Below are 26,178 nucleotides of genomic sequence, written 5' to 3'. Positions count from 1 at the left end.
ATAATTCCTAGCGCCTGAGGCCATGCGCCAAGGTGTTGAATTAGCGCCACGTTTGGAAATGCGGGGGCGCGCTCCAAGCCTTGCGGGATTTTGATGTTGCCCCAAATGGACGCGCGATAGCCTTTCCGCCGCCGATGAGACACGTCTGCAAGTCTCGTCGGATTTCGCCGCATTACCCAGGAGAGCTTCGACACGACTAACCATTCCTGAAAAATGACACGACTAACCATTCCTGAAAAATGGAGGAAGCAGCGATGAAGATGAAACGAAAGTTCTGGCTTAGTCTGCCGGCCGGGGCACTGCTCGGGCTGCTTGCCGCTGCCATGGTGGCGAGCGTGCCGGCGGCCGCGCAGCAGCAGAAACCCAACATTCTCTTCATCATGGGCGACGACATCGGCTGGATGCAGCCGAGCATTTATCATCAGGGACTGATGGTCGGCGAAACGCCGAACATCGACCGCATCGGCCAGGAAGGCGCGAAGTTCATGGACTACGTCGCCATGCAGAGCTGCACCGCCGGGCGCAATGCCTTCTTCACTGGCATGTATCCGCTGCGTACCGGCATGATCCCGCCGCAGCTACCGGGCAGCCCGTCTTACCTGCGGCCCGGCACCCCGGCGATCGCCAAGTTTCTGCTCGATCTCGGCTACACCACCGGCGAGTTCGGCAAGAACCATCTGGGCGACCATGCCGAGGCCTTGCCGACGGCGCACGGCTTCCAGGAATTCTGGGGCTATCTCTATCACCTGGACGCCATGCAGGCGGTCAGCTTCCCTGACATCAACAAGAACCCGACGACCCAGGAAGTTGCTCCGCCCTGCAAGAACACGCCGGTGCCTGACCTGCCCGAGGTCCCCGGCGCGGTGGACCCGAAAACGACCGTCTGTGTGACCCCGCCGCGCCCGGTCATCTGGTGCAAATCCTCCGACGGCACAGGGCAGAACCAGAAATGCAGCGACGAAGGGCCGCTGACGCTCGATCGCTCGAAGACGGTGGATGAGGAAATCTCCGCCAAGGTCATCGACTTCCTCGACCGCAACGATCCCCGCAAGACCAACAAGCCATTCTTCGTCTGGTACAATCCGGCGCGCATGCACGTCACGACCGTATTGTCGGACAAGTATTTGGCCATGCTGGGCGTGGTGGGCGGCAAGGACTGGGGCATCAACGAAGCCGGCATGAAGCAGATGGACGACAACATCGGCTACGTGCTCAAAAAGATCGACGACATGGGGCAGGCTAACAACACCATTGTCGTGTTCACCACCGACAACGGCGCCGAGACGATGACCTTCCCCGATGGTGGCATCACGCCCTTCAAAGGCCAGAAAGGCGAAGCCTGGGAGGGCGGCTTCCGCGCCCCGGCGGTGATCCGCTGGCCCGGCATCATCAAGCCTGGCACGGTCAAGAAAGACCTGTTCGCGTCCCTCGACTGGCTGCCAACGTTTGTCGAGATCGCCGGCGGCCCGAAAGGTGACGGACTGAAGAAGCAGATCGAGGCCGGCCAGTACCCCGGCATCGTCAAGACCACGCTCGATGGCGTCAACCAGATCGACTATCTCTCCGGCAAGTCGGAGAAATCGGCGCGCAACTACTTTTTCTACTACTCGGGATCGACACCGTCGGCGGTCCGCTTCAACAACTGGAAGATGTATTACAAGATAGCGAAAGCCGGGGCTGCCGGCTGGCTCGAGCCGCTGACTGACTGGCACTTCCCCCTGATCCAGAACATCAAGCGTGATCCGTTCGAGCAGAACGTTTCCCCCGAGGACACGAAGTCGCTGCTGTACTTCGGCGGATCACTGGCCGCCCCGAGCACCGCCTTTATGTACGACGGAGGGATGATAATGCCTCTCGGCCAGCTGTTGTGGCTGAAGGAGCTGGAGTCCTACGTGACGTATCCGCCGATGCAGTCGGCTGAAACCTACAACCTGGGTCAGGTCTTGCAGGAGGTCAGGAAGATGCACGAGAGCCATCCGTCTGACTAACCCATCACGATGAACACGGACGTGACCAAGCGGGCGCCTCACGGGGCGTCCGCTCTCCGACAGGTCAGGCAATACATACGCTTGCCCTGTGATCTCTTCGAGAGACGACCAATCTGACTCATGCACTTGGGCAGCGAAAGAAAAGAAAGGAGTTGCTCATGACCATAAGAATCGAACTGGCTGGCCTGTGCTTGCTCGTTTGCTTCTGAGAGAGCGCGAATGATCCCAAGCTCTATTGGACCTGCGGTTCAGGTAGAGCCCGCGATCGGCGAGGCCGACACGTCGAGACTGGTTTGTGAGGACCGATCATGAACAATCTGAAACGCATGCTGCGCAGACTGTTCGTGTCTCTCGCGACAGCAACGGCAATCCTCGGACCAGCCTCTGCGCAGCAGCCGCAGAAGCCCAATATCCTCGCCATCATGGGCGACGACATCGGGTACTGGAACATCAGCGCCTACAACCGCGGCCAGATGGGCTATCGTACGCCAAACATCGATCGCATCGCCAACGAGGGCGCGATATTCACTGACTATTATGGTCAGCAATCCTGCACCGCAGGCCGTGCCGCATTCGTCACCGGCCAGTCGCCGCTGCGCACGGGTCTTTTGAAGGTCGGTCTGCCGGCAGCGAAGGAGGGACTGTCGGACAAGGACCCGACTATTGCCGAACTGCTGAAGCCGCAGGGATATGTGACGGGACAGTTCGGCAAGAATCATCTCGGTGACCGCAACGAATTCCTCCCGACCGTGCACGGCTTTGACGTGTTTTTTGGCAACCTCTATCACTTGAACGCGGAAGAAGAACCTGAAAACCCCGACTATCCGAAAAGCCCGAGCTTCCTGGCGCAATTCGGCCCGCGCGGCGTGCTCAAGTGCGTAGCAACCGCGACCGATACGCCGGGCGACGATCCCCGCTTCGGCCCCTGGGGCAAACAGAAGTGCGAGGACACCGGGCCGCTTACAAAGAAACGCATGGAGACGATCGACGAGGAGCTCGCCAAAGCCAGCACAGATTTCATTGAGGGCGCCAATCGCGACAAGAAGCCGTTCTTTGTCTGGTTCAATCCCACTCGCATGCACATATGGACACGGCTCAAGCCAGAGTCGCAGGGCAAGACGGGACTTGGCCTATATCCGGATGGCATGGTCGAGCATGACGGGCACGTCGGACAGTTGTTGAAGACGCTCGACGACCTTGGCGTCGCCAACGACACCATCGTGATCTACACGACCGACAACGGCGCCGAAACGTTCACTTGGCCCGACGGCGGCACAACCCCCTTCCGGGGTGAGAAGAACACGAATTGGGAGGGCGGCTATCGCGTGCCTGCGATGGTGCGTTGGCCCGGACTCGTCCCTCCGCGCAGCGAAATCAACGATCTTTTCTCCGCCGAGGATTGGGCTACGACGCTGGTCGCAGCTGCCGGCGAGCCCGACATCAAGAACAAGCTGTTGCAGGGCTATGACGCGGCAGGCAAGAACTTCAGGGTTCACCTCGACGGCTACGATCAGCGCGACCTGCTCGCCCGGAAGGGTCCGAACAAGCGCCGCGAGTTCTACTACTGGACCGACGACGGCAATCTCAACGGCCTGCGCTACGGCAATTGGAAGGCGGTGTTCATGGAACAGCGTGCGGAGGGCCTCAATGTCTGGGCCGAGCCGATGACACCACTGCGCCTGCGCAGGATATTCAACATTCGCTCCGATCCGTTCGAGCGGGCGCAGCACGAGTCCGGCGACTACGTGCGCTGGTTCATCGAACACGCTTTCCTGCTGGTGCCAGCGCAGGCGATCGTGGGGCAACACATCGCGAGCTTCCGGGAATTCCCGCCACGCCAGCGGCCCGGCAGCTTTTCGGTCGAGCAGGCCATGGAGAAATTGAGGCTGCCGCCGTCGACCAACTAGCTTTGTCAACCGTTGGGCGGGTGTTGTGCGTCGAGCGGAGGATTGGGAGGCGGACATGAAGACGGCAAGCATGGATGACTTTGGGCGCCAGTTTCAGATCCGCGGTTCGACGCCATTGGCTCTTTTTCCTGATCCCGGGCGTCGTGATGGTAAACGTCGGCCTACATCGCTTCGCATAAAAGAACCGCGCACGAACGCACGGTGCAGCCAGAAGTAAACGACAACGAGAGCAGCCATGCCCATGTCATTCGGAATTCTCAAGCGCTCTCGCATCCGGAAATTTGCACATTTGCGTTCTCTCATCGTGACTTTATGCGAGCGCGGCCGACAACGCATCGGATTCGTGTTCGCGCTCTCTTTGCTCCTTTCCTGCTCGGCCGGGCAAAGCTACAGCGCTGACACTCTCGAATGTCCGGAAATCGGTTCGATCTCCGTTCCCAATCTCATCGGCGACGCTACAGGCGGCGGGCTCTTCACCACCGACAATCGCGTCGATCTCGCCAACGAGATCAACGAGGCGATCAACAGTTTGCAAATCACCGATCCCAATATCTCGTGGCCCGACGTGCAGAACGTCCTGATCGCCGCCTATTGTCGCGTCGTGGCCCGCAAGGGGGGACTTGCCGGAGCCGAAAAATGGGACCGTATGCGACAGTTCGACAATGTCGTGGAACGGCAGATCGCAGCGAACAGGATGCCAGCAGGAACGCTGATCATCGCTAACGTCGCTCTTCCCCCCGACGTCTTTCGCGAGCTCAGGAGGCAGGCTTTTGTCTCCAATCAAACGCCGGCCCAACTGATGACAGCAATTTTGAGTCGGGCAGCAGGGAGGTAGCTGACATTGGACATCTTGCTTTCGCTGAACGCGTTTCAGGGCACGGTGACGACGGGAGAAGATGCGCCCTATAGAGGCGCCGAGTCGGCTGCGACGCGACAAGCGGACTGTCAGTTGAAGCGAAGGGAGAACTCAAAGTCTGGCGATGCTGGCCGCTGACATGGTCTCTGCCCGGGGGGAGGGGCGGATGTGAGGCAAACCGAAAGGCAAAAGGAGACAGAGATGAATCACAGACTCGGACTAGCTGGTATCTTGGTCTTTGCGCTAACCGCTGGCGTCCTGGGCGGAGGGGTCACTCCCTTGCGTGCGGACGAGGAAGGACTCGAGGCGCGTGCCGCCGAGTTGCGCGGCGCAATTCTCACGCTATTTGCGCCTGCGGGTGTCATCGCCACGGAAACGAACTCAAATTACAAGGGCGCTGCTGCGCCCGCGCCTGCGGCCCCTTCCTCGCCTGCCGCCGCGGACTGGCCGAGCTACAACAAAACGCTGACTTCCGAGCGCTTCTCCGACCTCAGCCAGATCAACACAAAGAGCGTCGCCGAGCTCAAGGTCTTATGTACCTATAACACCTGGCGAATAACGAGCTTCGAAACCGGCCTGATCATGGTGGAGGGCGCGCTCATCGGTACCACCGAATTCGATATTTTCTCGATCGACCCCGCGACCTGCGCCGAGAACTGGCGCACGCACGAGGAATATCCGGCCTACATTATTCCGACCAATCGGGGCGCGGCCTACCTCGACGGGAGGTTGTTCCGTGGGACAGACGACGGGCGCGTGCTGGCCTATGACTTCAAAACGGGCAAGCGGCTCTGGGAGACGACGATAGGAGACATTAAAAAGGCCGAAAGCGTGCCTGCGGCACCGATCGCTTGGCAGGGCCTCGTCTTCATTGGCAACGCCGGCGGAGACTTCAAGGGCGCCAAAGGGCATATGTATGCGCTCGACGCCAAGACCGGCAAGATTGTGTGGCAATTCTTCCTCGTGCCCAAGACCGAGGGCGACACGGTTCGCGGGCCTGAGGGCGCCTCGCCGCTCAACACTTCGACTTGGAAAAACGACGTGCCTGGCGTTCCGATCAGCGGTGGCGGAACCTGGACTTCGACGACCTTGGATCCAGCTACCGGGCTCTTGTATGTGCCGGTTGGCAACCCCGCGCCCGACTTCGACAACAGCGTCCGCCAGGGGGACAATCTCTTCACCGGCTCGGTCGTTGTCCTCGACGCCAAGACCGGCGCTTACAAGAACCATTTCCAAGTTACGCCCAGGGATTGGCACGACTGGGACGTCTCCAACCCGCCGATTTTGATCAAGACGAGGGGTGGCAAGAGGCTCATGGCGGTGTCGCCGAAGGACGGACACCTTTACGGCTTTGATCTTGCCGACAACAAGCTGTTGTACCGGATGCCGGTGACGAGAATCGAGAATGCGCAAGAGCCGTTCGCGGTCGACAAAGACGTCCATTTTTGTCCAGGCTCCGGGGGAGGGCAGGAATGGAACAGCCCGGGCTACGACCCGCTGACCAATTTCATCTTCACCGCCGACGTCGACTTCTGCACGACGGTAAGGCTGACGACCAGGGAAAAAATTGCGGCTGCCGCGCTCGCGGAGCCATGGACGGGAGAGAAGTCCTACAATCCGTTCAACGAGTTCGGAAAGTTCTCGCGCCCCGACGGCTACTGGGCGGGATGGCTTTACGCCACCGACGCCGACACAGGGGTGTGGAAGTGGAGGCTGAAGTCAAATTATCCGATCGTGAGCGGCGTGACGCCGACCGCCGGGGGCCTTGTGTTTTTTGGCGACATGGGCGGCAATTTCTATGCAGTTGACGCGGCGACCGGCCAGAAGCTGTGGGGCCAGAAGATTGGCGGCGCGATCGGCGGCGGGGTGATCACGTATTCGGTGAACGGCGCGCAGAAAGTCGCCGTGGCGACCGGCTACGTAGCTCCCGCCTTTCCTGCCGAAATCAGGAGAGCGAAGATCTCGATCCTCGGCATTGAGGGCGAAACCGGAAGCAAATGACGAACGGCGAGGAAGTCTGTTGGCGTTCGCGCTGCTTGCGGTCGTCGCCGGCGCGCGGGACTTTTCGGAGCGATCTTCCGACTCTGTCTCGCGCAGGCGGACCGCCTGCGCGACGTGCTGATTGCACGGATTCACGGCTGGCAGTGTCCGGTTTTTGCTCGTTCTTGTGCATCGTGCTCGCTCCGGAAATGACCGGGAGCGTCTCAATGCTGCTGCCGATGTTGTGCGCGTGCGCGATGGCAATGCTGGTGCCGACACTTGCAACGAGATCCGCCCATCTATGCGTCGCTCCGAGAGCGCGCCTTGCCGCTCGATACACCCGTTGCGAAATCTGGAGGCTCCTGAAGGATCATTTTTTTTGATTGACTCGGGGTTAGGATGGACGTGCCGAGTCACAAGGGACAATTTTCCCACACGGTGACGTCAATGGGCCGTGCTCTAATTGTTCCGCTCGCACGCTCTGTGACAACATGGGCGCGCTAAAAGCTCTTGGGCGTCACGACAACGGACCTTTGAACACCTTGGAGTCCGGAGAGTGCACATGCCCCATTTCGGGTTGGTGGCCCAGAGTCAGTGCACCGCTATCAACAAGGTTGCTCTATGCTGAAACACTTGCTCAATGAAGTCATTGGTCACGTTTCTGGTCTCAGCGATGCGCAACTAGAACAAATTGAGCAGTCGTTGCCGGCGACCAAGGCCCTGATCGACCTTCTCATAAGGGCCCATCCGATCATTGAACAGGGGCAAACGCTCTATGCTGAAGCGCAGCCGCTGATCGACCAAGCTCGGAAAGAGTGGCAAACGGTCGGCCCTGCAGCACAAGTTTTGCTCGATGTGATCTCACATCATCTCAACAAAGGCAGTTCACCGGCAGAGGCCGCTGAGGCTGTGCGCGTGGCGCTCGGCGGGACAACAAAGAACGTCGCACAGGATCGTGGGATGGACGGGGGAATGAACCGCGTGACCGTGTTTGGGGGGACTGGTTTTGTTGGTCGTCGCGTCGTGCGCAATTTGAGCGACTCCAACGCTAGGGTGCGCATAGCCTCACGGCATTCTGCGCGGGCCGAGGGCGACAACGTGGAACAGATCGTCGCCGATGCACATGACGAGCGCTCCGTAGAGGCTGCCGTCGAGGGTGCCGACGGCGTCGTCAACGCGATCAGCCTATACGTCGAGCATGGAGGTGACACATTTCATTCGGTGCACGTCGAAGCCGCGGCCAGAATCGCCAGAGTGGCGCGGCGGGCCGGGACCAAACGGTTTGTGCACCTATCAGGGATAGGCGCTGACCCAGCCTCGTCTTCGCCCTATATTCGCAGTCGCGGCGAAGGAGAAGCGGCCGTGCAAGCCGCATTCCCTGGCGCAGTTATTCTTCGCCCGGGGGTAATTTTCGCGGCGGGCGACGCCTTTCTGTCGACCATTCTTAAACCGCTTCGGACTTTGCCGGCTTATCCGCTATTCGGCGATGGCAGGACGAGGCTTCAGCCGGTGCACGTGGATGACGTCGCTGCGGCGATCGCACAAATCCTGCGGCAAACACAAAGACCTTATCCTCTCTACGAATTGGCCGGTCCGCGCATTTACTCATATGAGGAGCTGTTGCGAACCGTTGCGCGTTCCGCAGGAGTGCGGCCGGTGTTGGTTCGAATACCCTTTGCCTTCTGGGATGCCGTCGCCGGGTTCGCTGAGATCCTGCCGCGCCCGCCGCTCACGCGCAATCAGGTTGAGCTTATGCAGATCGACACCACGGCTTCGGACGGACGGCCGGGATTTGGCCTACTCGGAATTTCGCCGCGATCGCTCGAAGAAGAACTCAAAGCAATGCTCAAGCATACAAACGAGGAACCTCACAGCGCAAACGACGCCGGATAGGGGCTGAGGAGACTTCAAGGTTGACCGGCTGACTCGGTCCCTTGCCTTGGAGCCTCAGGAGCACTCGACGTATGAATGTCTAGTTGCGTGCGTGGGAGAAAACTAATGGTGAAGCTAACTGTTGCAGTGGTCACTGCCTGCGTGCTTCTGTGCCCAAATAATTCTAATGCCGCCGCCAAACGGTGTGTGCTTATTTTGAATGCGAGTTTCTTTAACACCGAAGTGCTACAATGCACTAGGAAAATGACGCGGAGTGTTCACCCTCAGTATTGCTGTCTCGGCTGCAATCGGAGGACTTACTGTGGTGAGGCAATTTGTGTCGGGTGCAATGGAACCACCCGGTGCTGCTGACCCTTAACGTGCTCTTCACACGTCATCGCCGGCCCCAGCCGTTGGCGGTAGCTCGGTCTGCGACCTTCAGGTTATGAGCCCGATAAGCGGGGCGCACACTCGGACGGTCATGGGTTCACTAACATGCTGTGATCTCACAACGGGGGCTCAGAGGGAATTGACGAGAATGGCTCCTGATCTCGCGAACTGAGCCCGAAGCGGATTCGAACCGAAATTGTGAAACGTCGACTTGGTATGCCTGATGGTATTCTCGGTTCTTAGTAACCACAAAACTGCGGTTTATCAGCTGCTTGGTGGTCTTCTAGGATTCCGGCCAGGGACAGCTTGCGGCGCTGGAAGTGCAAGACAATTCCAGCATCTGGTTGGCGGCAAGTGCAGTCGGAATCGAACCGCGGGCGTCGGAGGAATCGAATTGCAACGCAAGAGGCCGATGCCCTCTAGGCATGCGGATCCAGCCGCCTGAAATGGGTAAACCTCGCAAGCGATTTTGTAGGTGACTAGCTAGGGAGCCCCGACGCGATGGTCCATATCCTCCGAACGGAGAGTTGGGCAACCGCACCAGTTTCGCACCAGAAACGGCATGAACGAAGCGCAACGAACGCGATCGAAATCGAACGAAAACATAGGAAATTCAGCGAAGCTGATCGCTATTCTGCCGCTCATAACGATCCGGTAGCAGGTTCGGCTGTGGCCACCCCTTGGCCCTCTACCGACGAGATTGATCATCCATCGGGAGCCGCGCGGCCGCGCCGAACCGCTTCCGCTGCTAGCCGGCGCTCGATGTAGTCGTTGATCGATTTGACTATGATGCGTCGCGATTTGCCTTCGGTATAACTCTGCAACTCGCCCGTGTTGATAAGCTCGTATAGTTTTTTGCGTGAGACTTGGATAGCCCTCATTGCCTGCTTCGGCGACGCTACGAGCGGGGCGTCAAACGTGATAGACACAGCGCTGGACATATATGATGCATCCTGTTGTTCCCGGATGTCTCTGAGCATGCCAGACCGACTTTTCGAGTCAAAGCACTCACGGGACCGTGTGCATTATCGGATGCCGGCTCGCACGACTTCGTGCTCTGTTCGGTCCACAGCCTCGATTTCTTTGGGTAGAGGAGCACGCCTGCTCAGGTGGACGATCAACTACCTCGAAAATCATCTCCAACTCGAGACCGCCGGCAAGGCAGAGCCTTGGATCGGCATCGGCTGAACGCAGGCAGAGTTGTCTAAAATTGACTAACCGGCTTATCGAAGCGGACGACATTTGACCCTTCGAGAAATTGCGCCCAATCGTTCATGAGGATGCGTCGCTTCTCGAGCTTTCGCCCGCGCTGATAGGCTGCCGTGGTCTCTGATTTGTACTTGTGTGCGAGCGCTGCCTCGCGAACACCATCAGGATAGTCTGTGCATTCCTCGGCCCAAGTTGCGAAGGTTGAGCGGAATCCATGGACGGTAACGTGACCGTAGCCAAGGCGGTTCAGTACCGCGAGCATGGCATTCTCTGAAAACGGTCCATCGTCGAGGTTAGGGAAAATCAACGCACCCTCGGAGCTATCACGCATCTTATCGAGGATCGCGAGTGCTGGCTCTGAAAGCGGCACGACATGGTCCTGATGCATCTTCATGCGTTCGCCGGGAATCTTCCACGTCGATGAGGGCCGATCAATCTCGGGCCAGCATGCGTCTACCACCTCGTTGGTGCGGCACGCCGTTAAGATCAGGAAGTAGAGCATCGATGCCGCGATGCCGCCTGCTGACGAGAGATCAGCCATGACGCGCGGTGCCTCGGCGTAAGGTAGCGCCGGATGATGCCGCAGGAGTCGAACCTACGGTAAGGTTCGCAGCGTTCGCCGCCACTGAGAGTACGAAAGCGGCATCGATCGGCTCTCAGACAGTCCGTTTTGCGCGCCCTGATATCCAATTTTACGACGTGCATCGGATCGATATGGATCAGTTGATCTGCGCGCTGTATCTCGTGGCGTGAAGATAACGGACGGAAATAGCGCAGATTTTGGAGATGAACCCGAGGAGCAAACTCGAAAAACATTTTAGAATCAATAAGATATGGCAACTCTGGCGGAGAGAGTGGGAGTCTAACCCACGATTTCGATCATTCCGCGTCGAACAGCTGAGACTGCACGTAAGCACTCGCCCGCCTCCTGCCCTCGGAAATTCAGATCCTGCACATAGCGCCACAAGCCTGCTCACGTTGGCTGTGGTGAGATTTTTTTTGATCTCCCGGTGCACACGTCGTGCACACGCGGCCCTCTAACCATTTGAAAACCTTTAACGCTCGCTCCAATCCATCATGGGGACGACGGAGAGTTTGCATTTACTATCAATCACTTATTTGTCTCATTTGAGTTCAGTCCTAGATGCCGACTTTTGGGAGCTAAGCAGAATCTTCTGCTCGATCAGAGCATTGCCGGTTTTGCCCCGTTGCGGACTTCAGCATGGTCGCACGATAACCCGGTCGTGACGCCTCGGCCGCTACCTCCGTGATACAGCTTCACGTCGAGCAATCAGGGGGAGACGATGGAGAAATATGGAGCCGGTTCGATTGTTGTCGCCGACTATGATCCGAACTGGCCTACGTTGTTCGAGCAAGAAAGAAACAGGATTAGAAAGGCTCTTGGCTCATTCGTTTTGGCCATTGAGCATATGGGCAGCACAGCGGTTCCTGGTCTCCCCTCAAAGCCCATTATCGACCTGCTGGTTGGCGTGCCGAGCCTTGAAGAGGCGAAGGAACGATGCATCGAGCCTATCAAAGAGCTGGGGTATATTTACATACCAGACTACGCATCTTGGCTTCCCGGTGAATTGTTCTTCCGAAAGGGCCCGCCTGGGCCGTGGACTCACCATGTGCACTTGATGGAGCCGTCTCATCCGCGCTGGGAAACGCTTCTGGTCTTCCGCGATTATCTGCGCGCGCATCCTGAAGCCGCGCAAGCCTACGCCAACATCAAGCGCGCCCTCGCCACCTCGTCGATAGACGACATAGCAGCCTACCGGACCGGAAAAAATACGTTCGTCGAAGATACCACCGAAAAGGCGCGTGCATGGCGCGCGCGGATGCAGGATAGTGGAAGCTCCGGCCCCGACTAGGATGGACCACGACGTCTGCACTTCGCCCGACACAGACCTCCGGCGAGGTCCGCTTTCGCGCTGCTGTTCAGGCCATGGCAACAACAGGGAATCTCGATGAATTTTTCCAGCTTCTTTGCGCGCTTCGTCGCGCTGGTCGGCGCTGCTGCGCTTTTGTGGCGTCGGTCGCAAGGGGTGGCGCCCAAGCCGGCATGGGGCAATGATCCGCAGATTCCGTCAGCCAAGTCTCAAGGCGCGATCCCGACGCTCAAGATGCCGACGGCCAGGGGCTGGACCGGCGGGCAAAAGCCGGTGGCGGGACGGGGGCTGAAGGTCAACGCATTTGCGGCCGGCCTGGACCATCCGCGCTGGATCGACGTGCTGCCGAATGGCGACGTGCTCATTGCCGAGGCGACGCAGGTGGCGGGCCCTCCCAGGAGCGTATTCCATTATGCGATGCAGGCGACGATGAGACGAGCCAATGCACTTGGCGTCAGCGCGAACCGTATTACGCTGTTGCGCGATCGTGACGGCGATGGCGTCGCAGAAATACGAGAGACATTCATGGAGAGGCTGAACCAGCCATTCGGCATGGCGCTGGTAGGCAACATGTTCTATGTCGGCAACACCGACGGCGTCGTGGCGTTTCCCTATGCGACGGACGCGAGCCGCATCACCGCCGAGGGGCGCAAACTTGTCGAGTTCAAGCCTGCCGGGCATTGGACGCGAAGCCTGCTGGCGAGCCCCGACGGCAAGAAGCTCTATGTCGGGGTCGGCTCGCTCAGCAACATCGCCGAGAACGGCATGGAGGTCGAGCGAGGGCGCGCCTGCGTCTATGAGCTCGATCTTGCGAGCGGCAACAGCCGCATCTTTGCGAGCGGCCTGCGCAACCCCGTGGGCCTCGCATGGGAGCCGAAGACCGGCGCACTGTGGACGGTCGTCAATGAGCGCGATGGGATCGGCGACGAGACGCCTCCCGATTATCTGACCTCGGTCCGCGACGGCGGTTTCTACGGCTGGCCTTATTGCTATTGGGGGCAGACGGTTGACGATCGTGTCCCGCAGGATCCGGCGTTGGTGGCAACGGCCATCACGCCGGACTACGCGCTTGGCGGGCACACGGCATCGCTGGGTCTATGCTGGTTGCCGGCCGGCACGCTTCCGGGCTTTCCCGATGGCATGGCAATCGGCCAACATGGCTCGTGGAATCGCAGCACGCTGAGCGGCTACAAGGTCGTGTTCGTGCCCTTCGAGAACGGGCGCCCGTCCGGCCCGCCGCGGGACATCTTGAGCGGTTTCCTTGCACCGGATGAGCGGGAATCCTACGGACGACCGGTCGGAGTCACGCTCGGCCCCGACGGTTCTGTTTTGGTGGCGGACGATGTTGGTGATGTGATCTGGCGCGTGACGGGCGAGTGACGCGGCATCAGATCTGATCAGCGGCGATGATGGTCCGCGCCGTCTCCAGGCCGCTGGCCAGCGCCGCCTCCACAGTGCCCATGTCCCGTCCGCGATAGAGCGCCTCGCCGGAGAGGAGCACCGCAGCGCCATCTGAGCTCGTGAGCACCGACTGCGCCTCGCGCGTTCGGGGCGTGGCGTATGAATATGCTCCGCGCGCAAACGGATCGTGCCCCCAGTTGATTGCTCTCGCCGCGACGAGGTCCAGCGTCAGGTTCTTGGGAGAAAGTCCGAACATATCGGCAAGCGAGGCGAGCCCTGTTTCGATCAGTTTGTTTTCGTCGAGGTGAGCCAAGCCTGTCGTGTTCGGACCAGCGACCCAGCCGGTCAGCACGGGACGCTCAGTCGAACACTGCGTCCACCAGACCGGAACCGTCTGGTCGGATAGCAGAAATAACAGGTCGGCCAGGTTCCTCCCCTTGCCGCTTGTCCACCACTGCGTCTTGAAACGAAGCAGGATCTTTATGACACTGCCGAAGCCGATGTTCGCCGCGGCTGCAAACTTCTCACCTACCGCATGCGGAAGCACAATCTCCTGCAGAACAGGAAGAGGTACCGTGAGAATGACCCTGTCGCCGGCGTACTTTTCGCCGTTGGCGCAATGGACCAACGCGCGCCCATCAGCCGCTTCGATCGCCCTGACCGCGGAGTTCAGGTGAATAACGGCGGCTTGCCTCCGGCATTCAGCCGCCAGATAGGCGATCAAGGCACCATAGCCTCCGGCGATGCGGGCCTGCGGGCTCGGCTCTCTGTTCATCCATTCATCGCGAAGCGCCAAGGTGCTCGCCAAGGCCGGATCGGCCGCGTCATAGCCTTCGACCCTCCTCACAATGGAATGCCGCAATCGACTGTGCTCGGGGCCGGCAAAGTGTCGCTCCAGAAAATCGGCGACGGTGACGTCGGTCTTCAAGTCCGCCAGGGCCTGGCCAAGGCGATCAGCACCGAGATCCGGCGCCTCGTCTCGCGAAAACGCGCCGTGCTCCGCATTCCATCGCGTCCCATGAACTGGCACCAGCGAAAGCCCGGCCTCGCGCAACAATGCGTGCGTCACAGGTGCCTCGCCGTGGACGAATTCAGCGCCGCCTTCCGCCGGATATCCGAACTCCTCGGTCGAAAGCGAATAAATGCGCCCGCCACAGCGGTCGCGCGCTTCCAGTATCGTCACCTTCTTGCCCGCGCGTCCCAGCTCGCGGGCGGCCATAAGGCCCGCGGCGCCCGCACCAACGACGATGATATCTGATTGCGGAGTGTCCATGCTGGGAGCGTTAGCGATCCGCGTTCTGGATCCGGTAGCGGAGCCACATCGCGCCGCCTTCCAATTGCTGACTGCTCTCCAGCGTCATCGCCTCGACAGGGGCGCGCTGGTCGGCCTCTTCCTGGGCGGAATCGAACACGCTCGGCGCGCCCTTCGCGCCATCAACGGCCGGACAGAGAACCAGGCTCAACTCCTCAACCAAGCCCGCGCGGAGAAAGGCACCGTTGGTCCCTCCCCCTCCTTCGAGCAGCAGCCGCTTCACGCCGAGTTCACGATTGAGTATTTCCAGCGTGAGCGCCAGGTCGATCTGGGACTTTCCTGCGAAGATATAGGATACTCCCTCGCTGCGCAGACCGGCCAGGTGTGCATCGGACACCGTTTCTGATAGGACAACCACAATCGGATCACCGCCGATGTCCGCCCGGCCCCACGCGATCTTGCCGTGGGCGTCGAGGATCACACCAGGGACACCCGCGTCACGTCGGACGAACCAGGATGTACGCGGGAACGTCTCTTTCGTGGACGCAGGGTATGGCTTGCCCTTGGCGAATTCCTGGCCGGTAACGCGGCCGACGAGCCAGGCGTCGCCGGCAAGTTCGTCGTGCACGCGCTCGAAGAGGTTACCGGCTGCGCCCTTGGGCCGCCACCGGCTCGACAACGTCCGACCGTCCACACTGGAAGCCATGAGGCAGATAACATGCGGTTTCATGTGAACCTTTTCCGGGATTGCGATCGACGTTCAGCCGCCCTTCGGTATTACCAACATAGTCAGTAAACACGGCAGCGATAGGCCGCGAGTGCCCAAAAGCGTTCGCTTGGCCTCATCGAAACGGGCCGAAGTAAAGTCGGTCACCTCCGCACACGAACTTGAGATTCTGCTCGGACCTCAAACAGTCGCTCTCCGTCACAAGGCGCGAAACTGCCATGCTACCTGCGCCATAGGTCAGATCAAGGGGCGCGGCCGAGGTGGACGTATTCCGCAACATGAAGACAAGCAGGCAGCTTATCCGAAATGCGGCTCTCCAAAGGGATAGCCTCCTCCAACTGGCGTGATCTTCGTCGCCCTCGGCTGATGGGCCACTCGAGTTCTCCGGAACTGCCCTGCGAGAAACGGCATCCATCGCATCGCACATGTAGCGCTCCTGCTTCGTTGAACGGGCGCACGATGGGGTCCGGTTGTCGCAGAACTTTGCCGACCGCTACCGACAATTGTCGCGATCTGTCTCAGGAACACTGCATCGCAATGTTCGCGACAGGTTCAAGGCTCCTGCAACTGCTTGTGCCTGGAATGTCTCAACGGAGATGGGAACCCGCCATCGGGACGTTTCAGCTCAGAACAGGGCGGCACTTGTGATCGTGATCTGACGCCACGATGCCGTCGGGGACGCTATGCCGCACGCATCTGATTTCAGTCGATCCTATGCGACCAATACATTCTGTTACACTTTTCCGATGGGTTGGGCGCAGGACTTCGGTATGATGGGGAACGGAGCAACTAGATGGACTGCGCACCGCACATCGCCGTCGTGGATGATCATCGTGACATCCGCGATCTGGTCGGCAAATACTTGATGCAGCATGGCTACCGCATCAGCCTCGCGGAGAGTGCTGTCGCACTTCGCCATTTGCTCGAACGAAGTGCTTTTGACCTCGTGGTTCTTGACATCATGATGCCAGGCGAAGACGGATTGTCCCTCTGTCGCCATCTCCGCAGCACCACCGACCTTCCCGTCATCCTGTTGACTGCCATGGTGGAGCAGACCGATCGGATCGTCGGCCTCGAAATGGGCGCCGATGACTACGTGTGCAAGCCATTCAATCCGCGCGAACTCCTCGCCCGTATCAAGGCGGTGCTTCGCCGAGTCCAAAGCCTGCCGCCACAGAAAGGTCGGCTCGCGACCAAGATCGTACGTTTCGATCGGTGGACCTTTGACGTCAGCCGGCGTGAGCTGGTGGGACATGATGGCGTTGCTGTGCCGCTCAGCACGGCGGAGTTCCGCCTCCTGTGCGCCTTTGTCGATCATCCCGGTCTGGTGCTCAGCCGCAATCAGCTCCTCGACCTGACGGTCGGCCGAGATGCCGATCCGTTCGATCGGAGCATCGACAATCAGGTCAGTCGCTTGCGGAAGAAGATCGAGGCCGACCCGAAGGTACCAGCCTTGATCAAGACTCACTGGGGCGGTGGATACAGCCTCGTCGCAGAGGTCGAACGGCCATGATGGGCTTATGGAAGCGCAGCCTGGCGGCCCGCTTCATCTGTTTCACGCTGCTGTCCCTCGTGTTGTCACAAGCAGTCGTGTTCTTCATTTCCTGGGATGAGCACGGGCAGGCGATTCGGAAGGCCGCCAAGGGCGAGATATTCAGCCGGTGCGCCTCGCTCGCCCGGGTCCTGGAGGCGACGCCTCCGGCGCTTCAGACGGATATCCTGAACGCGAGCAACACCAGTTCAGCGAGATATTGGATATCGACCAGCGGTCTGAAGGATGCCCCCGCATGGCGGGAGGAGGCGTGGGAGCGTCTGGCACAGCCATTGCCGCGCGTATCCTTTCCCGGCCACAGCGCGCCCGAGGTGAAACTGGACTTCGCTCGAAATACTGCCAGCAGTAGCAGCGCCACCTCCTCGCAATGGATCGATCTAAAGCCCGAAGCTTGGCCGCTGTCGCGGCCGGCGAAGTTTCTTTATCTCGATGACGCCACCGGCATGGGTTTGGCCGTTCAGCTGGCGGACGGCGCATGGCTGAACACTGCATTTGCCAAACCCGCGCAAGACGGCTTCTGGACCTCCCAATCCACCGTCACGCTCGGCCTGTCGGCATTATTGCTGTCGATCATTGCAGTATTCGCCGCGCGCGGCATCGCGCAGCCATTGCGTCGTCTCGCCGAAGCGGCCGAAGCCCTTGGTCGCGGTCAGGAGATCGTACCGCTGCCGGAAACCGGCCCCGACGATATCCGACGCACGGCCGAGGCATTCAACCGCATGCAGGCGCGCTTGCATCGCTTCGTCGACGATCGAACCAGAATGCTGGCTGCCATCGGCCATGATCTGCGCACGCCCCTGACCTCGCTTCGTTTGCGCGCAGAATTCGTACCCGATCAGGAAGTGCGGGAGAAAATGCTCTCCACAATTTCAGAGATCCAGACAATGACGGAGGCAACCCTCGCATTCGCCCGCGAGGATGCCACCGCAGAAGCTACGCGTACGGTGGACCTCTCAGCGCTTGTGGAAAGTCTCTGCGACGATCTCGCCGAACTCGGTTACGATGTGTCGTTTTCCGAGGGGGCGAAGATCAGCTACAGCTGCCGACCAGATGCGCTGCGCCGCGCGTGCCGTAACCTCGTCGAAAATGCCGTCCGTTACGGCGAGCGGGCGCGGGTCGCTGTGGAGAGGCGAGCAGATGGCATCGAAATCATCGTCTCGGATGATGGACCCGGTATCCCCGACAGCGCCAAGGAGCAGGTTTTCACGCCTTTCTTTCGGATGGAGAATTCGCGGAACCGCGAAACTGGAGGCGTCGGTCTCGGTCTGTCTATTGCGCGAACGATAGTCCGCCACCACGGCGGAGATATCACATTGATCAATGAGCAGAAGGGGCTGCGCGCGGCCATTAGCCTGCCACCGCAGGATGGCGGACCTTGTCCCGTCAGCACCCGTGTCACGGTCGCAGGAGCAAAAGACAACATCAATGTTCTTGAACCGGCGACCCGCGGCGCTTCTGCTTGAGCAAACTGACCTGGCGAGATGATGCCTTTCGATGCGCTAACATATTAAATCGATGGGCTAACATATTGAACTATCTCGCTTTATCATCTCGCCGGCGAGCAGCAGGCGAACGGGAATTCCGAATGGATAACCATCAGCGCCTCAAAATGCACCAATTAGGATGATCGAATCCTCTTTGGCTCACCTCGCCGACAGATGACTTCCTTCGACCCGGGTCAAGCTCAACACGGTCGATAGATGGAGGCACTGCAGATGAACGTAGCAGGCCGGATGCTGCTCGTTCTCGCGATCGCACTGACATCGCTCAGTGCGATGTCTCTGCAACGTTCCGAAGATTCCTCGACGGACAGCGAAATCCGGATCGGCAACCTCATGCCCTATACCGGGCCGTTGGCGGAATTCGCGGCGATCGGAAAGGCTGAGGCGGCCTATTTCGACATGATCAACGAGCGCGGCGGGATCAACGGCCGCAAGGTGCGCTTCATTTCCCGCGATGACAATTCCGATCCGACAGTCGCACTTGATCTCACGCGCGGATTGGTCGAGCGGGAAAACGTCCTGTTGATGTTCGGCTCATTCGGAACGCCCGGCAACCTCGCGGTGCGGCGCTATCTGAACGAAAGGAAAATTCCCCAGCTGTTCGTGGCCTCCGGCGCCGAGGAATTGAGTGACCCCAAGACATTTCCGTGGACGATGGGCTGGCAGCCATCGTTCCGCGCCGAAGGTCGCGTCTACGCCAACTACATCCAGGCCTTCTATCCGCAGCGCAAAATCGTGGTTCTTTGGCAGAACGATCAGTTCGGCCGCGAGCTCTATAGGGGAATCCAGGACGGGCTCGGCGACTTGACGCGCCTGATCATCGTCGGCGTCGCCTTTGATATTGCGGATGCCCATATCGACGGGCATGTCTCGATCCTGAAGCGATCGGGCGGTGAAATTCTGGTTTTTGCAGGTGTGCCTACCACCGCCTCACAAGTGATCCGTTTGGCTGCGGATTTCAAATGACATCCGGTCTTCCTTCTCAACGATGAGGCTGCCGCAATAGGCACCGCGTTGAAGCCGGCGGGCGTGGAGAACTCCGTCGGCGCGATCTCAGCCTCTTTCCTGAAGGATCCGAGCGATCCGGCGTGGAAGGACGATCCGGCGATCAGGGACTGGCAATCCTTCATGGACAAATATTACCCGACCGGAGACAAGGACAGCAGTGCCGCCCTTTACGGCTACGCCGCGGCTGAGACGCTTGCGCAGGTGCTCAGACAATGTGGTGACGATCTCTCCCGCGAGAACGTGATGCGTCAGGCGGCATCCCTGAAGGATTTTGCATCTTCCGCGCTATTGCCTGGCATCAAGATCAACACCAGCGAGAGCAACTTTCGACCAATCAGGCAGATGCGCTTGATCCAGTTCGACGGCAAGACCTGGCAGCCGATCGGCGATGTGATCGAAACCGCGTTTTCGGATGCCCCGAACAATTAGATCCTGATCTTTTCGGAAAGCCGGCAGCCATTTTCCGGATCATGCTCCGGCACGGGCCGATTGGCCGATCGCATCCACCAGTGCGTTCGCCTTGATACCTGAAGCCCAGCCTTGCTGGCGACAAGACAACAAGACGGGATCCCGCAAAATCCACGCTGGTTGCATTCATCAAAGATACTAAATATAAGTTGCATGCGAATATATGTCGCTAGGGCCGTTGCGCCGTTGCGCCGTTTCGCTGGTTCGCTGGTTCGATTGTCTCGCGAAACTTTGATGTAACTAACTGTTAGATCGGGTGCTTTCTCGCCGTCCCCAGCAAAAGACACCTTCACCCTCACATTGTACGATATTTTGATTGTTAACTTTAGTTGCAGGACGCGGTAACTCCGTTAGTATCGCTGTCTGCATTGAGGCCGCCTCGCCGTCGGCGGACCAAGATTATTTGACGGGGCCATATCGATTATTTGTGCTGCGCGGTCATGTTGGGGAAGCCTCATGCACCGGGAGCCTTGGATATACTTTTGTGGTTCAAAGGACGCGCTCGCCAGGAAGGCCATGCTCGACTGGCTGTCCGATGGCGGGGTGGCAACCCAATCGCTGGATTTTGCTGCGCCGGCAGACGATGGGATCATCTGCTTCTCGCACATTGATGACGAACTCTACGAACTCGTGCGCGAAGTCAGCAGCAACAAGGCAAAGCGCGTGCTGGCGGTTCCCATCGCCGGAGTTCAAATAGACAGCGCGCAAGCCTGGCAGCTGCGGCTGGCGGGAGCGTCGGACGTGCTTCTCCGGTCGTCGGGGCCTGAAATGGCCCAAACGGTCAAAGCGCGTTTCGATCGGTGGCATGTTGTCGATGAATTGATCCAGGCTCCGTCCGTGAAGAAGCTCGTCGGAGAGAGCCCAGCCTGGCAGGCGACGTTGCGCCAGATCGTGGAGGTCGGGCGCTTCACCAATGCCGCGGTGCTGCTGATCGGCGAGAGCGGCACCGGGAAGGAGATGGTCGGCCGGCTCGTTCATGAGCTCGATCCGAGGGCTTCGCGCAACGATCTCGTGACCGTCGACTGCAGCACGCTCGTGCCGGAACTCTCAGGCAGCGAGTTCTTTGGGCACGAACGAGGTGCGTTTACCGGCGCTGTTGGCACCCGTGACGGCGCCTTCGAGGAGGCGAATGGCGGCACCTTGTTCCTTGACGAAGTGGGCGAGCTGTCTCCCGCCATGCAGGCACAGCTTTTGCGAGTCGTTCAGGAAGGGACCTACAAGCGGGTCGGCAGCAACACTTGGCGGCGCAGCGACTTCCGCCTGGTGTCGGCGACCAACAGGGACCTTTTGCAAAGCATTTCGAACGGTCAGTTCCGCCACGACCTGTATCACCGCATTGGCGGATGGATCTTCCGCCTCCCTCCGCTGCGGGAACGGCATGAAGACGTTCTGCCGCTAGCGTGCCATTTCCTGCGTGCCCTGCTGCCCGATCTCTCGGTGGCGGATTTCGACCCTCCGGTGCGGGAATATCTGCTCCAGCGTCCCTATCCCGGCAACGTCCGCGATCTACGCCAGCTGATCGTACGCATCTGCAGCCGGCACGTAGGGCCCGGCCCCATTACGATTGGCGATCTGCCTGACGACGAGCATCCGACGGAGATCCCTTCGAAGGACAACTGGCGGCTTCCGGAATTCGAGCGCTCCATTGCCCATGCCCTCTCGCTTGGAGTCGGCCTGAAGGAGATCAGCCAGGCTGCCGCCGATGCCGCAACGCGTATCGCGGTGGAAAAAGGCAATGGAAGCCTGCGCGATGCAGCACGCCGGCTCGGCGTCACGGACCGCGCATTGCAGATGCGCCGCGCAGCCAAGCGCCATCGGAACGGCGACGGTGGTCAGCTCTCGGAGTGATCGATGCCCCAAGGATCCCGGTACGCGACCTGCAACGGAGCAGCTTCGACGGTGGTCATCTCAGGCAGGGCGGGCCGCTGAGGTCGTCGTCCCGAGATTAGTCTCAGGAAATTGCCGCCGAGCACCAGTTTCAGGTCCGCCGGAGACAGACCGAGCAGCCGCACTTTCTCCAGTTCTACTCCGGGGTGAAGCCAAGGCCCGTCGGATCCGAACAGGATCTTGCGCGCGCCAGCCCTCTGCACCGCCTGCTCAAGCAGCTCGAAGCGCCGCACGCCGGATGTATCGGTGAAAATATTGGGATGCCGCGCCAGGTAATCGATCAGGCTGTGCTGCGCGCGCCAGTCGTCGGAGAAGCTTCCCATGTGCGGGATGATGAATGCGACATCCGGATATTCGGTGGCTACGAGTTCGACGATCGAAACCTCGCCGACCGGATCGTAGAGGATTGGAACCGAAAACGCGCGTGCCACGTCGCAGATTTCGCGTGACAGACGCGCATCGTATCGATGCACCTTGATGCCGACGAATCCGTACTGCTCGATCGCGACCTTGACCATCTGTCCGATGCGTCCGCGGTCGCGGGCGGCGTGAACGAAGGCCAATCCGTAGAACCGGTCTGGCCGGCTTGCCACGATTCGCGCGACCTCACGGTTTGCGATCGCATAGTCGGAGTGGAATGCGGCGAAGATCGCAGTGCGGATGATCCCTGCCCGCTGCGCCCAGCGCAGATACTTTCCGAGCGGCGCCGCCGTATCCCACGGACCGGTCAGCCCATCGCCCTTTCCTGCGTGACAATGGCAATCGATAATCACGGCACGATCCTCGTCGCACTGCAGTCGAGGCGGCCGCCGCGGTGAGCGCCATGCCCATCGCGGCGATCCGATCAAGGTCGCTGCGGCGTGAACGGCATGACGAAGAAGCCTCGAATGGGTCGCCGTGTGCTACCCACAAGCTCCGTTGGCGTCGTTTCGCGGCTGACCGTCTTCACCTCGATCCGGATGTCATTGCGCATCGGGAAGTTCGGATCGTAGATGTGGAGCTCAATCAGTCCCGGTGCTTTCAGGGTCGCGCAGTGGACGAGCACCTGGTGGTTCTCCGTCAGCGAACCCGTCCGGTCAACCAGCACCAGCCCGATCACCACGACCTGTCCGCGCCGAAGCCGCGCGATCACCCGGGCAAGCTCGAGCGTTGTCAGCGCCGCGGTGCTGTTGGGGGCGCCCGAAGTTGGACGCCCCATCCAATCGAAGAACTTCAGCACCGGAGCACCGAAACCTGGCCCGATCGAGGACAGGTTGAGGTTGAGCGAGTCAAGTTGACGCGAGACCAGCTTGGTATGCAGAGCACTTCCTGTTGCCGGAATGCTCGTCGTGGCCGGGATCGGGACGCCGAAGGTGAAATGATCGCCGACCAATGACGACATTCCCCCGCATAACCCGTAACCGCCCGAGCCGATCGGAATGCCGAGCCGGGAAAGCGGTGTTGTGATCGCAGATGGCAGGGCGAATGAGTTGACGAACTTGAGCCCGTGCACGGTCGAGCGGAACCTGCACTGTCGCGGAATGGTGGTCACCCTTGGCCGGGGCGGCGGCGGGGGTCGCACGGGGAATGGGATTTCGACGAAAATCTCGACGCGACGGCTCGCGGCGGCGTTCCCGGCAATCGGTTGCCCCTCCCCCGCGGTTTCGACGCGGATATCGATGCGCCCCGCGAGCACCGGACGTAAGCCTTCGATCGCCTTCTGCAGACCGAGCTTGACCTGCTCGGCGCGCCGACGCCCCAGCGCCAGATTGTAGGCGTCGTCTCCAACGGGATCGGTGTGGCCGACGACGCGCACCTGACGCACCGGCCGTCCCGTGCTCTGCGTCGCCACGATGCATTGGGCAATGCGCTGGAGCAACGCAAGGTGGGGCGGCAGGAGCCTGTCGCGATCAAACTCGAACTTGTCGATCACCTCGGGTAGTTTCAAACCTGGACAGGGGACAGCCCCCGGCGACGGCATCCGAACAGCCGTCTCAAACTCCATGGCGGCCGGAGCCTCGAACTCGAGCGTTTCAAATTCGCCGAAGGGCGATTCCGCTTCCAGTTCTTTCCTGACGGCCATCGCCGTGCAGCGTTGGTTGACGCGATCGGGTGCATTGCGTCCGTTGGCTTCGAAGACGAAGCGCACGATGCAATTAATGCCGCCGAACTTTCCGCGGTCCGCCACATGCTCGGTGACGTAGCGGCCGAAGTAGATGTGGAAAGGCTCATGCATCAGCGTGGCCAACAGCGAGGAGGTCCGGCCAGCTTTCATGTCCCGCCAAAACGCGTTTCCGAGGCAGATCACGTTGCTCCGGCCGGGCACCCGGCTCTCCTGCCCCCAGCTCGAGCAGGCAAAGTCGCTATTGTCGTTGCCGCAATCCGGACAATTCGTCGAATTGATCTGACAGAATAGCTTCAGTCTGCCGCTGGCCAATAGATCTGCCACGCGCTTGCAACGGACCGCGACAACGTCGCCGCGATCTTTGATCTCCGCGGTCTGTTTCAGCCATGTCGGTGTGAACTCAGGCGTCACCCTGAAGATCTTGAGGAACGTCTGTCGCGTCGCGGCCGACCGGCCGCCCTGCTTCAATTTGCTGGCCGCCGTGCGCAGCATCTTGATTGCCGTGTCAATCTGGGCATTGATGATGGCGAGCGCCTGGGCCTTGGTCTTCCCTGCTGTCCGCAACGCTGCCACGCATTCCGCGGCGGGTCCGGAAAAATCCCTCACATACCGGTTTGACGGCACCTCCCCGGTCAGTTCGAATTCGCCGAACTCCCATTCGTTGCCGGTCTCGAAGGCGCTCTCGTACTCGAAGGTCTCTGTGTCCGCGGCCGGCGCGTCGGCTTGCGCGTCGGCGGTGTCAGGTGCGCCGGAGGCGGGTTGATCCTGCGGCTCGTCCATCGCGGGAGCGGCCGGGGGCGGCTCGTCCTGCAGCACGACGGGCGGTTCAGCGTAGGCAATCGATCCGCGCCATGGAATGACAGGGAATGACGGCGGCACGTCCTCATAGGGCGGTCGGCGCCGCCGCCCGAATGGCGGTCTCGGCCAGGACCGCCTTGGCTTGATCGGTGGCCGCGAAGGCCGCCGCCCTCGCACATATCGCGACGGCGCTCTCCCTGCACCCCATCTGCGGCGAGCGTATTCCTGTTCGATTTCGCCTTCAGCAAGCTCCTCTTCGAACTCTTGCGCCGGAAATTCGCCGATCTCCGGGATGGCCTCGAACTCGAAATACGATGTCATGATACCCTCCCCGTCGGTTGATGGGTGGAATAAGCACGCGAGATAGCTCGCGCGATCTGGCTGACTGCGTAGTCGATGTCGGAATGTCGGTGCAGCGCCGTGATGAGAAACGCGACGCGTAGGCTGATGTCGCGGCAATGTCGCATCAGAACGGTCTGGATGCCGGCGTGACGCAAACGCTGGTGCAGGCTTTCCGCCGAAAGGCCCGACGGCCGCACCGTCTGCACCGGAAACAGACCGCCATCGGCGGCGAGGCCGATCGAAGCCAGCCCCGCCTGGAATCGCCGTATCAGTTGCGCCAGACGGTGTCGCAAACGATCGCCCTGCACGCGATTGATCGACAGTGCATGGTCCGCGGCATGCAGGGCCGCGAGCGACGGAGGGCTGCAGTGGATGCGGGTCTGGCTCTGCTCTTCGAATTGCCGGATGACGTCGGCGTTGCCTGCAAGCATCGCCATCGGTGCGCCAAACCCCTTTGCGAGCGAGCTGCCAACAATGACGTCAGGCGACCTGATACCATGCCATCGCAGCGAACCGCCACCCAGCGTTCCAAGCACGCCCAGCGCCTGGGTATCGTCGAGCACGACGTAGCCGCCGCGAGGTTCAACGCATTGCAAGAATTCGCCGATCGGCGCGGGCCGACCGCAGTTCGGACAGAAGCCGTCGGCGACAACGATGGCGCGGTCGTTTGCCCGGAGGTCGCCCTGCAGCAGCGCGCGCAATCCTGCAACGTCATGGTGGGCAAACGTGCGCACGGCCACTCCGCGCGCCGCGACCCGCTCGACGCCCCATTTTGCTACGGCATAAGTACCGCTATCCATGTAGATCCTCACTCGATCTCGTGCGAGCCATCCGAAAAGGTCCCAAAAGAGATGCAGCGTCGAGGCAAGCGGCGTCGCGCGTTCGCAGCCGACAAGCGCCGCGAAATTTCCAGCCGTCGCGACGCTGCCCGGTGGCGGTTCGAGGGCGGCGGGCTTGCCCGTCGTGAGCCCCATCCAGGGCAACAGCGACGGGCTTGGGTGGCGCAGCCCGAGATAGAGCGCCGAAGTGAAGTCGAACATGGC

At 60.3% G+C, this 26,178-nt stretch carries 17 protein-coding genes and 1 pseudogene; 11 read left to right on the top strand and 7 right to left on the bottom strand.

Translation table 11 applies throughout. From position 1 onward, the window contains the following. The first annotated feature begins 323 nt into the window (after positions 1–323). From K288_RS44325 to K288_RS0101425, 5 genes are all read left to right on the top strand, one after another. Entirely contained in the window at positions 324–1,988 is a 1,665-nt protein-coding gene (locus K288_RS44325) for an arylsulfatase (protein ID WP_043159155.1), read from the top strand. Positions 1,989–2,296: 308 nt separating this feature from the next. Further along, positions 2,297–3,895 carry an arylsulfatase gene (locus K288_RS0101440; protein ID WP_043159064.1) on the top strand — a complete coding sequence of 533 codons (1,599 nt, stop codon included), beginning with the start codon at positions 2,297–2,299 and terminating at the stop codon, positions 3,893–3,895. A 235-nt stretch (positions 3,896–4,130) separates the two neighbouring features. Next, on the top strand, positions 4,131–4,730 hold the full coding sequence (locus K288_RS0101435; RefSeq protein WP_152535337.1) for a hypothetical protein: 600 nt from the start codon (positions 4,131–4,133) through the stop codon (positions 4,728–4,730). A 222-nt stretch (positions 4,731–4,952) separates the two neighbouring features. Continuing rightward, positions 4,953–6,752 carry a PQQ-binding-like beta-propeller repeat protein gene (locus K288_RS44320; protein WP_084799430.1) on the top strand — a complete coding sequence of 600 codons (1,800 nt, stop codon included), beginning with the start codon at positions 4,953–4,955 and terminating at the stop codon, positions 6,750–6,752. Between the two features lie 600 nt (positions 6,753–7,352). Next, on the top strand, positions 7,353–8,624 hold the full coding sequence (locus K288_RS0101425) for a complex I NDUFA9 subunit family protein (RefSeq protein WP_244443012.1): 1,272 nt from the start codon (positions 7,353–7,355) through the stop codon (positions 8,622–8,624). Between the two features lie 1,073 nt (positions 8,625–9,697). Here the strand turns inward: K288_RS0101425 and K288_RS44315 are convergent. Both K288_RS44315 and K288_RS44310 read right to left on the bottom strand, forming a co-directional pair. Beyond that, a complete protein-coding gene (locus K288_RS44315) occupies positions 9,698–9,934 on the bottom strand; it encodes a helix-turn-helix domain-containing protein (protein WP_051334285.1) in 237 nt (78 codons plus the stop codon). A 263-nt stretch (positions 9,935–10,197) separates the two neighbouring features. After that, on the bottom strand, positions 10,198–10,743 hold the full coding sequence (locus K288_RS44310; RefSeq protein ID WP_051334269.1) for a site-specific integrase: 546 nt from the start codon (positions 10,741–10,743) through the stop codon (positions 10,198–10,200). Between the two features lie 763 nt (positions 10,744–11,506). Here K288_RS44310 and K288_RS0101405 point away from each other — a divergent pair. Beyond that, the gene (locus K288_RS0101405) at positions 11,507–12,076 is read left to right on the top strand and encodes a GrpB family protein (RefSeq protein WP_027577970.1); all 570 of its coding nucleotides are present in this window, start codon (positions 11,507–11,509) and stop codon (positions 12,074–12,076) included. A 96-nt stretch (positions 12,077–12,172) separates the two neighbouring features. Next, entirely contained in the window at positions 12,173–13,474 is a 1,302-nt protein-coding gene (locus K288_RS0101400; protein WP_027577969.1) for a sorbosone dehydrogenase family protein, read from the top strand. A 7-nt stretch (positions 13,475–13,481) separates the two neighbouring features. Here the strand turns inward: K288_RS0101400 and K288_RS0101395 are convergent, their stop codons facing one another. Together K288_RS0101395 and K288_RS0101390 are read right to left on the bottom strand one after the other, a co-directional pair. After that, a complete protein-coding gene (locus tag K288_RS0101395; RefSeq protein WP_027577968.1) occupies positions 13,482–14,768 on the bottom strand; it encodes an NAD(P)/FAD-dependent oxidoreductase in 1,287 nt (428 codons plus the stop codon). Between the two features lie 10 nt (positions 14,769–14,778). Next, the gene (locus K288_RS0101390) at positions 14,779–15,477 is read right to left on the bottom strand and encodes a dihydrofolate reductase family protein (protein ID WP_027577967.1); all 699 of its coding nucleotides are present in this window, start codon (positions 15,475–15,477) and stop codon (positions 14,779–14,781) included. Positions 15,478–16,267: 790 nt separating this feature from the next. Here K288_RS0101390 and K288_RS0101385 point away from each other — a divergent pair. The 4 genes and pseudogenes from K288_RS0101385 to K288_RS44295 all read left to right on the top strand — a co-directional run bounded on the left by K288_RS0101385 (position 16,268) and on the right by K288_RS44295 (position 21,852). Next, on the top strand, positions 16,268–16,987 hold the full coding sequence (locus tag K288_RS0101385) for a response regulator (RefSeq protein ID WP_027577966.1): 720 nt from the start codon (positions 16,268–16,270) through the stop codon (positions 16,985–16,987). Further along, positions 16,984–18,489, top strand: coding sequence for a HAMP domain-containing sensor histidine kinase (locus tag K288_RS44305; protein WP_051334268.1), 1,506 nt, complete (start codon positions 16,984–16,986; stop codon positions 18,487–18,489). Before K288_RS0101385 ends, K288_RS44305 begins: the two co-directional genes overlap by 4 nt. Before the next feature lie 252 nt (positions 18,490–18,741). After that, positions 18,742–19,965, top strand: a pseudogene (locus K288_RS44300) (ABC transporter substrate-binding protein). Between the two features lie 555 nt (positions 19,966–20,520). Further along, positions 20,521–21,852 carry a sigma 54-interacting transcriptional regulator gene (locus tag K288_RS44295; RefSeq protein ID WP_152535336.1) on the top strand — a complete coding sequence of 444 codons (1,332 nt, stop codon included), beginning with the start codon at positions 20,521–20,523 and terminating at the stop codon, positions 21,850–21,852. Here the strand turns inward: K288_RS44295 and K288_RS44290 are convergent. From K288_RS44290 to K288_RS44275, 3 genes are all read right to left on the bottom strand, one after another. Continuing rightward, positions 21,837–22,664 carry an amidohydrolase family protein gene (locus tag K288_RS44290; protein ID WP_064737281.1) on the bottom strand — a complete coding sequence of 276 codons (828 nt, stop codon included), beginning with the start codon at positions 22,662–22,664 and terminating at the stop codon, positions 21,837–21,839. The genes K288_RS44295 and K288_RS44290 overlap by 16 nt on opposite strands. Before the next feature lie 71 nt (positions 22,665–22,735). Beyond that, entirely contained in the window at positions 22,736–25,114 is a 2,379-nt protein-coding gene (locus K288_RS54000) for an OmpA family protein (RefSeq protein ID WP_027577965.1), read from the bottom strand. Further along, entirely contained in the window at positions 25,111–26,175 is a 1,065-nt protein-coding gene (locus K288_RS44275) for an aminotransferase class I/II-fold pyridoxal phosphate-dependent enzyme (RefSeq protein ID WP_051334267.1), read from the bottom strand. Before K288_RS44275 ends, K288_RS54000 begins: the two co-directional genes overlap by 4 nt. Between the last annotated feature and the right edge of the window lie 3 nt (positions 26,176–26,178).

It is taken from the genome of Bradyrhizobium sp. Ai1a-2, from assembly GCF_000426245.1.
GTDB lineage: Bacteria > Pseudomonadota > Alphaproteobacteria > Rhizobiales > Xanthobacteraceae > Bradyrhizobium.
The sequence above is the reverse complement of the archived record's forward strand: the minus strand, read 5'-3'. Positions and strand labels throughout refer to the sequence as shown.

Bases quoted from the DNA above. Each gene is read 5' to 3' on its own strand.
- K288_RS54000 (WP_027577965.1), bottom strand. From the start codon at position 25,114: ATGACATCGTATTTCGAGTTCGAGGCCATCCCGGAGATCGGCGAATTT.
- K288_RS44320 (WP_084799430.1), top strand. From the start codon at position 4,953: ATGAATCACAGACTCGGACTAGCTGGTATCTTGGTCTTTGCGCTAACC.
- K288_RS44325 (WP_043159155.1), top strand. From the start codon at position 324: ATGGTGGCGAGCGTGCCGGCGGCCGCGCAGCAGCAGAAACCCAACATT.
- K288_RS0101385 (WP_027577966.1), top strand. From the start codon at position 16,268: ATGGACTGCGCACCGCACATCGCCGTCGTGGATGATCATCGTGACATC.
- K288_RS44295 (WP_152535336.1), top strand. From the start codon at position 20,521: ATGCTCGACTGGCTGTCCGATGGCGGGGTGGCAACCCAATCGCTGGAT.
- K288_RS0101425 (WP_244443012.1), top strand. From the start codon at position 7,353: ATGCTGAAACACTTGCTCAATGAAGTCATTGGTCACGTTTCTGGTCTC.
- K288_RS44315 (WP_051334285.1), bottom strand. From the start codon at position 9,934: ATGTCCAGCGCTGTGTCTATCACGTTTGACGCCCCGCTCGTAGCGTCG.
- K288_RS0101435 (WP_152535337.1), top strand. From the start codon at position 4,131: ATGCCCATGTCATTCGGAATTCTCAAGCGCTCTCGCATCCGGAAATTT.
- K288_RS0101400 (WP_027577969.1), top strand. From the start codon at position 12,173: ATGAATTTTTCCAGCTTCTTTGCGCGCTTCGTCGCGCTGGTCGGCGCT.
- K288_RS0101440 (WP_043159064.1), top strand. From the start codon at position 2,297: ATGAACAATCTGAAACGCATGCTGCGCAGACTGTTCGTGTCTCTCGCG.
- K288_RS44310 (WP_051334269.1), bottom strand. From the start codon at position 10,743: ATGGCTGATCTCTCGTCAGCAGGCGGCATCGCGGCATCGATGCTCTAC.
- K288_RS44275 (WP_051334267.1), bottom strand. From the start codon at position 26,175: ATGTTCGACTTCACTTCGGCGCTCTATCTCGGGCTGCGCCACCCAAGC.
- K288_RS44305 (WP_051334268.1), top strand. From the start codon at position 16,984: ATGATGGGCTTATGGAAGCGCAGCCTGGCGGCCCGCTTCATCTGTTTC.
- K288_RS0101390 (WP_027577967.1), bottom strand. From the start codon at position 15,477: ATGAAACCGCATGTTATCTGCCTCATGGCTTCCAGTGTGGACGGTCGG.
- K288_RS0101405 (WP_027577970.1), top strand. From the start codon at position 11,507: ATGGAGAAATATGGAGCCGGTTCGATTGTTGTCGCCGACTATGATCCG.
- K288_RS0101395 (WP_027577968.1), bottom strand. From the start codon at position 14,768: ATGGACACTCCGCAATCAGATATCATCGTCGTTGGTGCGGGCGCCGCG.